Genomic DNA, 10,205 nt, shown 5'->3' on the forward strand with positions numbered 1-10,205 from the left:
ATGATGGCGGTGATGGCGGAGAGCTCTGCGACAGAGATCTTATCCGCCGTCACCTGACCCGCGCCGATATGAGCGGCGAGGATATTATTGGCCGCGATGTGCTGCGCCAGCACCTGACCATCGCCGATGGCCACCGTGATCTGATCGGACCAGGCGGCGGTCGGGGCATCCCACCGCCAGATCTTTTTGGTGGTGCTCAGCATCACCAGCTGGTCAGGTGCGGTGCCCGCAGTCGGCAGGGTATCCACCACTTTGATGCCGCCCTCAGAGGCCAGCCGCTCAAACTCATCGCGGATGTCCTGCGCGAGATCATCCATCCAGACCGAGATGCCCTGCGTGGTGACCGTGATCCAGGGCGACCAGACAAAGCTGCCCGTCCGCTCAGAAATCAGCGCGCCGCGCACCCGGTAGGTGGTCTCCTGCACCACATCGGTGATGGTCCAGACAAAGGGCGCGCCGTAGGGCCGGGTCACGTCAAACTGCACCACGCCACTGCGCTCGACCTGAATGCGGATTTCCGAGACGTCCGGCTCATTGGCGCCGCAGCTGACCTGAATGGCAGGCTTGCGGGCCTTGCCGTCGTTGCCGGTCAGCAGCACCGCGAGCGCCGCCCATCCCTCAATCCCCTGCGCAAAGCCGATCGGCTTAACCGGAGGCGTGATCACCACCGGAAGCTCGAGCGCAGGCGACCAGTCATAATCGGACGGGTCCACTTCGCGCAGAGCCACCGTGAGGCTCAGCCCCGGCAGTTTGGTGACCTGCTCGACCATGAACTTTTTGTCCGCATAGCCGTTGCGGGCGGAGGTCCAGCTGATCACGTCGAGCGGCTCGAGCGCCCAGGCATCGGGCGGCAGCGTCATGGAGTGCTGACGCATGCGGCGATACTCGCTGAGCTGCGAGACCATCAGGCGCTGCACCTGCGTGGCATAGGGACAGGCAGGGTAAGAGACTGAGGTCGGCAGATAGCGCCCGCCATCGGCAGCTGTGGCTGCGGCGTCGATGCGCTGCGGCGCGTCCTTGCTGGCCCAGCCTTCGCGCGGCTCCGGGTAGCTGGCCGAGAGCGCATTGAAGGTCTGTGCCACCGGATAGAAGGGCGTCAGGCTCTGCCCCTCAGTGATGACAATATCGCCATCGGTGATCGAGAACACGGCGGCTGCGGGCAGATCGACCAGCGGCTTCAGCTGGCCGCCCACTTCCGCAAAGCGCAGGTTGGCTGCGCGCCCGATCGCTTCCAGCACATCGGCGGCAGTCTGATCCACCGAGACCTCGAGGCCGCAGCGCCAGGCGGGCTCAAAGACCCCGCCGGCTGTTTCGATTTCCCGGTCGCAGGCGGTCATGGCCGCGACCCATTCCGCGCGCGGCAGACGCCAGGCGGGCAGGTTGCGCCCGCCGAAGATCCACTCGGAGCCATAATAGATCCCGCGCACGATATTATAGGCGATCACGGCAGCATTGGTGCTGGGCTCATAGGTCGAGCGATCCCCCCAGCGATGCGACCCCGAGCCGCCGGTGCTGCTGTCTTTGCGCGGGTCATAGACCGGCAGAGGCGCAGGCTGAAACAGAAGCGTCGGCATCGAGGTCAGATCCTCGCGGTCATACTGCATGGTGACCACGGCATAGGCCTTGCCCACGCCCACGCCTGCCCATGGGTATTGATCGCCCGTGAAGGCGAAGGCGAGCAGCGGATCGACCGTTGTCTGAGTGCCATCGACCCAGCGGACCCAGATCCGGCGCTTGCCCTTGAGGGAGCTGATCTGCGCCGGGTGGCCGAGGCTCTGGCCACTGAAGGACGCGCCCACCGGCAGCTCGGTCACATCGGATACATCCCCCTCAGCGCCGCTGATCGTGCCGATGCGGCTGAAATCGATCACCGCTTTTTCGTCACCGATCCAAAGAGCCGCCAGCGCGGGCTGCGGCAGAGCTGAGATCTCAATCACATCGGTGATGAAGCGCTGATTGCGGCCCCAGCTGCCGATGTATTTGCGCCGCCCGGCGGTGGCGTAATCGCCGAGGATGAAGGAGAGGGGCAGATCATCGCCCATCTCGACATTGAACTTAACGTCCGCGCCCTGCTGAGAGGGCTTGGGGCCGAGCTTGCGCGCGATGGCCGAGAGCACCAGGCTTGCGCCCATCTGCGCCAGCGCCGTGAGAACCACCGAGCCCTTGATCACCGCACCGATGGCCGCGATAGCCGCGCCAACCGGCCCGGCCTGTGCAGGAGCAGCAGTCAGCCCGAAGGCCACCGCGAGAAGGATGAGCATCCGCATGGGGGTTATCCGATCTTAAAGGCCCGGAGCGCCCGCTCGCGCGGGATGCGGCCATGGCCGTGCTCCGTCAAAGCGATCAGCCCGGAGGCATCAAAGACCGCCAGCGCTTCGCCGAGCACCCCTTCCGAGGCGACCAGCGCAATATCTCCGAGGTCCGCCTGGTCCGGGTGGATCTCCGGCAGCAGGGCCGCCAGCGCTGATCCGAGGCTCTCATGCCCGGCGGCGCGTAAAGCCCGCAGAGCGCCCCGCTCGCTGCGGTAGTGGCCGCGCCAGTCTCGGGCGAGATCTTCGCCGGTCATGGCTTCCACCGCGCCCGCCGCCAGACCGAGCACGCAATCCTGCCGCCCCCAGGCAAAGGCTGTGGCGCGCTGGCGGTCGAGCTCAAGCGAGAGACGCGAGCGCCAGTCGGGCAGGCGGCTTACTCTTTGTACCATTGCACAGACCTCGATCGGATGGCGGCGGAATATTTGGAGAAGCCGTCGGTCGGGGAGCGCCGCCGCTGGTGCTCATCAGAAGATTTGGCCGGGTTGATGGCGAGCAGATGCGCCATCAGCTCAGAGCGCACGGTGATCGAGATCGCGCCCTCGCTGCCCGCAGAGGGCGTGGCGATCGGGCCATCATCGACAATGCCGATCCATTCGATCTGCGGGGCCGAGGTCAGCGCGCCGCGCGTCCAGGTCGTGGCATGGATCTCGCAATGCGCGAGCCGCAGATCATGGCCGCGCGCGATCTCCTGCGCATAGGGCGCGATCTGCGAGAGCGAGACGGAAACCGGCCTGTCGGTCAGATCCGCGCCATAGATCATGCCTTCGACCCTCAGCCCGCATCCTCCGACATAGGTGCGCGACACAAGGCTGCCGTCTGCGGCCTGCAGGGTGAGGGTGATATCCTCATCGCCCGACCACACCGAGAGCGGCACCACATCCCCGGTGGCGCGATTAAGGCCTGCGAAATGCACGAAAGTGGCAGGCGCAATGCCGCCCTCCCGGGCCGATGCCAGAGAGGCCGCAAAGGCCGGATCATAAAAGCGCATGGGTTAAATCCGCTGCAGGAGCTGGAGCGCGCCGCCAGACGAGATCCCGCCAGGCAGCGCGGTGAAGGGTGTATGCCCTCCGGGAGGCACAAAGGCCCGCATCACCGGGCGGAGGAAGTTGGCGGATGCGCCCGGAGCGATGCCCAGAGGGACGTAAGGATAGACCGCGACAGCAGAGGCCATGCCGGTATTGCTGGCAATGGTCTCCTCTGCCACCTCCGCCAGATACTGCCGCCCGCCGCCCCATTCGATCGAGAAGCGATCGCCGGGCCGGATCGGGTAATGCGGTGGCAGGCCGGTGAAGTTGACGGTCGAGCGATCGGAGCTGATCGCCGAGACCACCACCAGATCGCCCGGATCATAGGACGGCGCGTAAGAGGGATCAGCCCAGAGGAAGCTTTCCTGCGAGCCGCGCAGTGCCCGCAGCAGGGCATCCACCCGCCGGGCCTCGAGTGTCTCGCAAGGCACCAGCTTGAGGCTCACCTGCCAGAGAGGGCGGGCGAGTTCCTGCGCCCAGACCCGCCCGTCTCCGCTGCCGGACTGCTCATCGAAGCGCCTGAGCTCCTGCGTCACCTCTGCGGCCCGCAGATGATCCGACAGAGCTGCGAGCGCATAGGGAAAGGACGTCATTAATACCTCCGGGGGTGTTCTGAGATCTGCTGCAGCCGGGCTGGCATGTTCCGGTCATAGGCCTGCAGCCCGCTGCTCACTTCGCGCCGCGCGACTTCCACGATGATGCCCGGCTCAGAGCGCACAATGATTTCAGTAGGAGGCTGCTGCGCCGCGCGGCTGGCGCTGTCCGCCATCCGCTTGCTGATATCGTGCGGGATCACCTGAGTGCCGCGCGGCAGGTTCATGATCTCCCCGCCCCGCTCATTGACCTGCGCAAGGCCACCGGGAGCGGAGAGCGTCCCGTTGGCAAAGCCGAACATTTTCATCACTCCGCCGAGGAAGCCGCCGCCTGCGGTGCCGCCGCCCAAGAGCGAGGTGAAGGCTTTTTGCGCCAGCATCTCTGCGAGCTTTGCGATGATCTGGCTCAGCACCTTCTTGAAGCTGCCGCCCTGCGTGATGAAGCTGGCAAAGGCTCCGGTGATCGAGCTGCGCCATTCTTCCGTGGCATCTTTGAGCTGCTTCATGCGGTCGATCTGCGTCACCAGCCCGGCGATCTGCCTGCCCTGGACGCTCTGCGCCTGCACCCCTGCCGCGCGCTGCTTCTCCCAGATCTCCGCATCGAGCGCAGAGAGGTTCATGGTGGCGCTGAGCTTTTCGGCTTCTTCGCGCAGCCCCTTCATGACCTTCTCGAGCTCTGAGATTTTCGCCTTGGCACCGCCGGATTTCTCCGCCACCTGCGAGAGCCCGCCGCCACCGCCGCTGAAAGTCTGCAGGGTGGTTTCTGCCTCGCCCGTGGTGATCTTCAGACGGCCCAGTGCCTCGCTGGCCTTGTCCAGACCGGCGGTGACCATGCCCTTGGCCCGCTCCGCCAGCTCAGTGGCTTCAGCGCGCTTGGCGTCAGCATCGCCCCGCGAAGTAAAGGCCCCGGAGGCCGCCATGATAGCACCGTTAGCCACGGCCTCATGTGCATCCCCCATAAACGGCACGTTCTTGATAGCCCCTGCGATATTATGGAGGAAGTCCGCCCACCGTTTTTGAAGGGTTTCGAGCAGCGTATAGAAGCCTGCCTGCAGGGTGGCCCAGACCGCCTCGAGCCCGACCGGGATTGCCTGTGCCGATGAGACCATCGCCGACCAGACTCCCGAGGCGACCTCGCCCAGAAGTTTCAGCGCCTCTCCCCATCCGCCGGTTTGCTTCACCAGCGCGGTGATCCAGTTGAGCCAGCCGATCGGGCTATAGCTCAGCACCGTGCGCAGCGCGTCCCCGGCTCCGGTCAGGTTGTTGATCCAGGCCGCACCGGCAGAGACGGCATTCCAGATCCCTGAGACGAGGCTCGAGACCACAAAGACGACGCTGGCGATGGTCTGCGCGACCACCCCCACCACTGCGGCAATGGCGTCAAAGATCGAGCGCAGCAGCCCGCCCTTCATGCCGAGCCCCACGAAGGCCTGCGCCAGCGCCTCGATCACCGGAGCAAAGGCCACGCCGATCGCGGTCCCCATACCCTTGATGACGATCCAGACCTCATCGAGCGAGCCCTTCATGCGGGCAAGTGAGGCCACGGTTTTATTGTCCATGACGCCGCCGAGCGCCTCAAGGCGCTCGCCATATTGCTTCGCCATTGCCCCGCCGTTTTTCAGGAGCGGCACCAGCGCGGTGCTGTCAGAGGCCATGGCTTCCATGAAGAAGGTGAAGTCCTGTTGGTTGACGTTGGCCTTCTCGAGGCTGTCAACATAGAGCTGCAGCGCCTGCGGCCCGGAGAGCTTGCGGAACTGATCCGCCGTCACCCCGACCTTCGGGGCGATGCGCTCAAAGAAGTCTGCCATCGGCCCGCCGCCGGTCGCGATGAAATCCCCGACACGATCATTCACGTCTTTCAGGATGTCGCCCATCTTCTCTTGGGAGATGCCCACCTGACCAGCAGCATGGGCGATCTTCTGGAACTCCTCCGGCGTGGCATTTGCGATCCGCGACATGTTCTGCAGTTCTTTGGCGGTACTCATCGCCGCGATCGAGAGACCCCCAAAGGCCACACCAGCTGCTGCTGCAGCGGCACCGGCAGCGGCGGCCAGCCCCTTGCCCACAGTTGCGAGGCCGAGCTGCAGGCTGCGAATGCCGGGGATATCCGCCAGCCCGTTCAGCCGCTTGCTGAGGTTGGTGGCGAAGGCTTCCACACGGGTCTGCGCCGCCTTTACGCCACGGCTGAAGGCGGCAGTGTCGATGCCGAGCGAAACGAAAAGCGAGCCGATTGCTTCTGCAGACATGATCAGGTTTCCTGTGATGAGAAAGGCCGCCCGATCGGGCGGCCTCTTTAAATTGCCGGGCGCGTGTGAGCTATCTGATCCTCAGACAGACCCATGGGAGATTTTGATGAAACGTCTTTGCGTCCTGCTGCTCGTCCTTGCAGCGCAGCCCGCCGTGGCAATGGATTACTCAACCCGGCAGGAATGCCTTAACAGCCTGTCGGATGCTATCAGGCAGGCAGATAGCTATGAGAGGCTTCCTAAAGGCTTTGAGCGCCGCCTGAAGGACGCGCCCGATGGTGCCGAACTGAAAGCCAGCATCGTGCAATCGCATGAGCAGATCGCGCAGGCTATGCGCCAGATCGCAGATGATACCTTTAAGCTCTGCGCGCTTTACGTCGAGTAACCGGAGAAGGCATGGGCATCTCTTCCAGCTTCGCACCAAAGGCAATCGCCAGCATTTTGAGATGTGCCTCGAGCACTTCTGCTGATTGCTGCGCGGCTGCCCTGACCTTGCTGCCAGAGCCGAACACCTTTTCAAACTTCGGCAGCTGGCCACCAAAGGCTGCGCCCGAGAGCGCCGCCGTGTTCCAGGCAAGCCGGTTGCTGACCTCGATCTCGCGCGAGATCCGCTTTGCCGCGCCCTGCATGTGCAGATCGTAAAGCCGGAAGGTCAGCCCCCAGAACCCCTGCGGGCAAAACCCTGCGGCGGTGTAATCCACCAGCAGGGATTGCAGCGTTACCGGCGGCCCCTGCGAGCCGCTGGCGCGTTTCCCGGTTGCGCCTCTGCGCCGGGCTCCGGGTCCGGAAAGGCCGTGGCAATGGCCTCGCCGAGCTTGCTGAGGTTTGCGCTGAGGATCTGCCCGGCGAGCTCGAGCGTCATATCCGCGTGGCGCTGGCGCAGCCCCGCCCAGAATAGCGCCCGCAGTTTGCTGGCACCGAGCCTGCCCGGGTCCTGGACAGCCAGAATGGCATTCTCGACCCCGGCCTCTTCTTCAAAGTCGGCGAGCGCGTTGAAGTCGAGCGCCATGGTGTAGCGCTTGCCCTCATGCTCGAGGCCGACTTCGCCTTTAATCTTATTCGCCATGATCGTCCCCTCAGCCTGCCGACACGGCGGTCAGAGCCGCTTTGCCGGTGCCCTTGATGGTGAGCGTGGCCGACATTTTGTCGGTGGTCAGCTCGCCGATCTCATAGCCCGTCACGATGCCCTTGAAGTCGAGCGCCACGGTCCCGGAGGGGAAGAGAATGCGGAACTCACCCTTGCCTGCCACAAAGGCGGCCATCAGCGTATCGGAGGCCGAGGGCACAAAGTTGATGGTGATCGAGGCATCGCCCAGATCCATCAGCCCCGCGATATACTCTTTGTATTTGTCCGGGCTTTTCAGGTGAGTGGCATCGATCGCGTCACGCGAAAAGCCGGGGGCGGTGATCGCGGTGACCTCTGCCACCATGGCATAGGTGCTGCCGGAACCCTTGATCCCGAACTGCGAGTTAAAGCCGATATCGGCTGCGGTATCAGGCATGCTGTGCCCTCCAATAAATGATGAAGTCGTGAGAAAAGCGCCAGGGGCGGCCATGAGCCGCCTCTTCCAGATCTTCGCGGGTGGCCTCGAGAAGCACGGAGCGGAAACCCCCGGAGCGGTGGCCGTTCAAAAGCGCCACCACCGCCTGCGAGAGCTCGCGCGCATCGGGCCGGTTCTCGCCGTAGCAATCCACCTGCACCCGATACCGCCAAAGCCCGTCAGTGCCGCGCAGATGCGGGCTGTCAGAGCCGGAGATGATATTGAGGACCAGCATCCGCAGAGGGGTGCCCGCAGGCGCGAGGCCCCAGAAGATGCGGGGCCCCACCAGATCAGCGACAGGTGCCGCGCCGGTCAGAAGAGAGAAAAGCTCCTGATCCATGGCTCAGCCCTTCGGCTTGCGGGCTTTGGCCGCTTCACGTTTTGCGGCCTTTGCGATGCTCTTATAAAGCAGCGGCTTCAGGCGCTCGACCGTGGGCATGGCCTCGCGGTCAAAGGCCGGACGCATGAAGGGCTGCGGGGCAGTGCCCGGGTGGTCGGTGCCCGCAAACTGCCCGCCGTTTTTGTGAGGCCGGGTGCCGAACTCGACCAGATGGCCGTGACGTCCGGAATCGTCTTTCAGATAGCTGGGCCCCATGAAGAGCGTGACGGCGTTTTTCTCATCCGCCGTCAGGCTGCGCTTGCGGATCTTGCGCTGCCGGCCATTGAGCATCGAGCCGATTTTGATGCTCTTTTTGAGCTTGCCGGTTTTCTCCGGGGCCAGCTCGCGGGCTGCCTCCGCCATAGGCTCAGCGGCCTTTTTCATAGCCGCGCGGGTGATGCGCTTGCCGACCGCTTCGGGCAGATTGCCCAAAGCCTTTGCGAGCTCCGCAAAGCCCGACAGCTGCGCTTTGGTTTTCATCGGTCAAGCCTCGCTTCAGTGGTGAGCTCGATCAGGTTGCCGCGCCCGATCTCGCGCAGCCCGAGGATCTCAAAGGTGAGCCCCTGAGACGTCAGCCGGTCCTTTGGCTTCAGCTCACGGGTGAGGGGCGAAGAGCGCACCAGCCAGGCGGTGCGCACTGTCCCCTGAACCGTTCCCGCCACCGCCCGCTCTGCGTCCCCGACGTCCGATCGGGAGGCCCAGACTGATCCGATCGGCGTTATCGTCTCGCGGATGCCGTTGCCGGTGTTTTGATGCCCAACGCGGATCAGCTCGATGCGGCGATCAAGAGCGCGGGCCATCAGCGCATCTCCTGCGGGCGGCGGTAGCGGATCTGCCGGAGCAGCCGCTGCACACCAAAGCTGAGCTGAGGGGCAAGAAACTGCCCTTCAACCGTGATGCCCGCCGCGCGCCATTCCAGCACCAGCAGGATGATGGCCTGCAGGAGCTGCTGCGGCGCGTCAGTAGCGGCCCGATAGCCCACCTCTGCGCGGATGGTGTCGCCCCCATAGTCTCCGCGCCGGATGCGGGGCTCATCATATCCGCGCAGCAGCACCGCCCCGGGCGCATCCACCAGGGCGTGGCAGGGCGCGACCGGCAGCCAGAACTCTGACCACGGCTCATCGGGCAGAGCGATCTCGACTGTCCGCTTTAAGATCGGGCGATTGGTGGCCGTCTCGACAACGGCAGTGGCGGCAAGGATCAGCGCTGTGAGCTGCGGCCCCTCCGCCTCATCGATATGGGCCTGCTCCGCCAGCGCTGAGACGCTGACGGCGAGGCCGACCGGCGGGAGGATCACCCGCATGGTCGCGCTCAGCGGCCCTGTTTGGGCAGGCCGGAGGCTTTGGCCGGGGCGGGCGCAGGTTCCGCTTCAGCCTCAGTCTCGACCACCTCAGTCTCGCCCGGCTCTTCGCCGAGCTCTGCCTCGATCGCAGCGATCGCTGCCTGGCGCTGGTCGAGCTCATACTCGAGGCCCGCCAGCTCTGCCGCGCGCTCATCAAGCGCGACTTCACGGGCGTTCAGCGCCTCCGTTGCGGCCTCGAGCTGGGCGGCAATCTCGCCAAAGGCCTCGCTTTTGCGGAAGGCCTCCGCGTCGAGCTCGATGGAAAGCGAAGCGAGCTGTGCGGCGGGCTGCGCCGGGGCTTTCTTCGCCACCCCTTTCGCCTCGAGCGCCTCCGCCTGATCGGCGTCAAAGCCTGCGATATCGCCTTTGTTGTATGCGCCCCAGGCGCTCAGAAACAGCAGGGCCACGCGGTTCTGCATCATGGCACACCTCCGGTTAATCAGATGAAGGGAGGGGCTGCGGTCCATGCCGCAGCCCTTAGCTGGCGCTCAGATCAGAGCGACCAGCCTTTCGCGTTGAAGCCCGCAAAGGCCACGTCATGCTCGAGGGCGAAGTCATGTTCCGAGATCGCGCGCATCAACGTGAGATCCGACTGGTAGGCCGAAACGGTATTGCCGCTGCCATCGACATAAGCCGCATCCGTCGAAACGCTGAGGCTGAGGTTCTGGCTGTCGCCGATCATGGCCTCAGAGAACTCGCCGAAATAGATCTCCGTCTCATCGCCCGCAGTGCCGAGGTTATTGGCGATCTGCGAGGTGGTGTAGATC

At 64.6% G+C, this 10,205-nt stretch carries 15 protein-coding genes; 1 reads left to right on the forward strand and 14 read right to left on the reverse strand.

Annotation, left to right across the window (positions count from 1 at the left end; genetic code table 11):
• From EG244_RS17740 to EG244_RS17760, 5 genes are all read right to left on the reverse strand, one after another.
• The coding region (locus tag EG244_RS17740) for a phage tail protein (RefSeq protein ID WP_199738024.1) at positions 1 to 2,267 on the reverse strand (2,267 nt) is incomplete at its 3' end.
• A 5-nt stretch (positions 2,268 to 2,272) separates the two neighbouring features.
• Positions 2,273 to 2,701: a DUF6950 family protein gene (locus EG244_RS17745; protein WP_124966513.1), complete on the reverse strand. Its 429-nt coding sequence runs from the start codon at positions 2,699 to 2,701 to the stop codon at positions 2,273 to 2,275.
• A complete protein-coding gene (locus EG244_RS17750) occupies positions 2,686 to 3,300 on the reverse strand; it encodes a hypothetical protein (protein ID WP_124966514.1) in 615 nt (204 codons plus the stop codon). Before EG244_RS17750 ends, EG244_RS17745 begins: the two co-directional genes overlap by 16 nt.
• Positions 3,301 to 3,303: 3 nt before the next feature.
• Positions 3,304 to 3,930, reverse strand: a complete 627-nt coding sequence (locus tag EG244_RS17755; protein WP_124966515.1) for a hypothetical protein — start codon at positions 3,928 to 3,930, stop codon at positions 3,304 to 3,306.
• A complete protein-coding gene (locus tag EG244_RS17760) occupies positions 3,930 to 6,176 on the reverse strand; it encodes a hypothetical protein (protein ID WP_124966516.1) in 2,247 nt (748 codons plus the stop codon). The genes EG244_RS17755 and EG244_RS17760 overlap by 1 nt, the downstream gene beginning before the upstream one ends.
• A gap of 106 nt (positions 6,177 to 6,282) precedes the next feature.
• On the opposite strand from EG244_RS17760, the gene EG244_RS17765 reads away from it, so the two are divergent.
• Complete coding sequence (locus tag EG244_RS17765; RefSeq protein ID WP_124966517.1) at positions 6,283 to 6,561, forward strand: hypothetical protein; 279 nt, start codon at positions 6,283 to 6,285, stop codon at positions 6,559 to 6,561.
• Here EG244_RS17765 and EG244_RS17770 read toward each other — a convergent pair.
• The 9 genes from EG244_RS17770 to EG244_RS17810 form a co-directional block, all read right to left on the reverse strand.
• A complete protein-coding gene (locus EG244_RS17770) occupies positions 6,533 to 6,877 on the reverse strand; it encodes a hypothetical protein (RefSeq protein WP_124966518.1) in 345 nt (114 codons plus the stop codon). The two genes, EG244_RS17765 and EG244_RS17770, sit on opposite strands and share 29 nt — an antisense overlap.
• A 17-nt stretch (positions 6,878 to 6,894) precedes the next feature.
• Positions 6,895 to 7,242: a GTA-gp10 family protein gene (locus EG244_RS17775; RefSeq protein WP_124966519.1), complete on the reverse strand. Its 348-nt coding sequence runs from the start codon at positions 7,240 to 7,242 to the stop codon at positions 6,895 to 6,897.
• Between the two features lie 10 nt (positions 7,243 to 7,252).
• Complete coding sequence (locus EG244_RS17780; protein ID WP_124966520.1) at positions 7,253 to 7,678, reverse strand: phage tail tube protein; 426 nt, start codon at positions 7,676 to 7,678, stop codon at positions 7,253 to 7,255.
• On the reverse strand, positions 7,671 to 8,057 hold the full coding sequence (gene gp17, locus EG244_RS17785) for a tail completion protein gp17 (protein WP_124966521.1): 387 nt from the start codon (positions 8,055 to 8,057) through the stop codon (positions 7,671 to 7,673). The genes EG244_RS17780 and gp17 overlap by 8 nt, the downstream gene beginning before the upstream one ends.
• Positions 8,058 to 8,060: 3 nt before the next feature.
• Entirely contained in the window at positions 8,061 to 8,576 is a 516-nt protein-coding gene (locus tag EG244_RS17790) for an HK97-gp10 family putative phage morphogenesis protein (protein WP_124966522.1), read from the reverse strand.
• Positions 8,573 to 8,896, reverse strand: a complete 324-nt coding sequence (locus EG244_RS17795) for a phage head completion protein (protein WP_124966523.1) — start codon at positions 8,894 to 8,896, stop codon at positions 8,573 to 8,575. Before EG244_RS17795 ends, EG244_RS17790 begins: the two co-directional genes overlap by 4 nt.
• Positions 8,896 to 9,399: a hypothetical protein gene (locus EG244_RS17800; RefSeq protein ID WP_124966524.1), complete on the reverse strand. Its 504-nt coding sequence runs from the start codon at positions 9,397 to 9,399 to the stop codon at positions 8,896 to 8,898. Before EG244_RS17800 ends, EG244_RS17795 begins: the two co-directional genes overlap by 1 nt.
• Positions 9,400 to 9,407: 8 nt before the next feature.
• On the reverse strand, positions 9,408 to 9,860 hold the full coding sequence (locus tag EG244_RS17805) for a hypothetical protein (protein WP_124966525.1): 453 nt from the start codon (positions 9,858 to 9,860) through the stop codon (positions 9,408 to 9,410).
• Between the two features lie 71 nt (positions 9,861 to 9,931).
• Positions 9,932 to 10,205, reverse strand: a 274-nt coding sequence (locus EG244_RS17810) for a phage major capsid protein (RefSeq protein WP_124966526.1), incomplete at its 5' end; no start/stop codon positions are given.

The sequence above is a fragment of the Falsigemmobacter faecalis genome, assembly GCF_003863335.1.
Taxonomy (GTDB): Bacteria; Pseudomonadota; Alphaproteobacteria; order Rhodobacterales; family Rhodobacteraceae; genus Wagnerdoeblera; species Wagnerdoeblera faecalis.

Bases quoted from the DNA above. Each gene is read 5' to 3' on its own strand.
- EG244_RS17800 (WP_124966524.1), bottom strand. From the start codon at position 9,399: ATGCGGGTGATCCTCCCGCCGGTCGGCCTCGCCGTCAGCGTCTCAGCG.
- EG244_RS17765 (WP_124966517.1), top strand. From the start codon at position 6,283: ATGAAACGTCTTTGCGTCCTGCTGCTCGTCCTTGCAGCGCAGCCCGCC.
- EG244_RS17750 (WP_124966514.1), bottom strand. From the start codon at position 3,300: ATGCGCTTTTATGATCCGGCCTTTGCGGCCTCTCTGGCATCGGCCCGG.
- EG244_RS17745 (WP_124966513.1), bottom strand. From the start codon at position 2,701: ATGGTACAAAGAGTAAGCCGCCTGCCCGACTGGCGCTCGCGTCTCTCG.
- gp17 (WP_124966521.1), bottom strand. From the start codon at position 8,057: ATGGATCAGGAGCTTTTCTCTCTTCTGACCGGCGCGGCACCTGTCGCT.
- EG244_RS17760 (WP_124966516.1), bottom strand. From the start codon at position 6,176: ATGTCTGCAGAAGCAATCGGCTCGCTTTTCGTTTCGCTCGGCATCGAC.
- EG244_RS17795 (WP_124966523.1), bottom strand. From the start codon at position 8,896: ATGGCCCGCGCTCTTGATCGCCGCATCGAGCTGATCCGCGTTGGGCAT.
- EG244_RS17790 (WP_124966522.1), bottom strand. From the start codon at position 8,576: ATGAAAACCAAAGCGCAGCTGTCGGGCTTTGCGGAGCTCGCAAAGGCT.
- EG244_RS17775 (WP_124966519.1), bottom strand. From the start codon at position 7,242: ATGGCGAATAAGATTAAAGGCGAAGTCGGCCTCGAGCATGAGGGCAAG.
- EG244_RS17805 (WP_124966525.1), bottom strand. From the start codon at position 9,860: ATGATGCAGAACCGCGTGGCCCTGCTGTTTCTGAGCGCCTGGGGCGCA.
- EG244_RS17755 (WP_124966515.1), bottom strand. From the start codon at position 3,930: ATGACGTCCTTTCCCTATGCGCTCGCAGCTCTGTCGGATCATCTGCGG.
- EG244_RS17780 (WP_124966520.1), bottom strand. From the start codon at position 7,678: ATGCCTGATACCGCAGCCGATATCGGCTTTAACTCGCAGTTCGGGATC.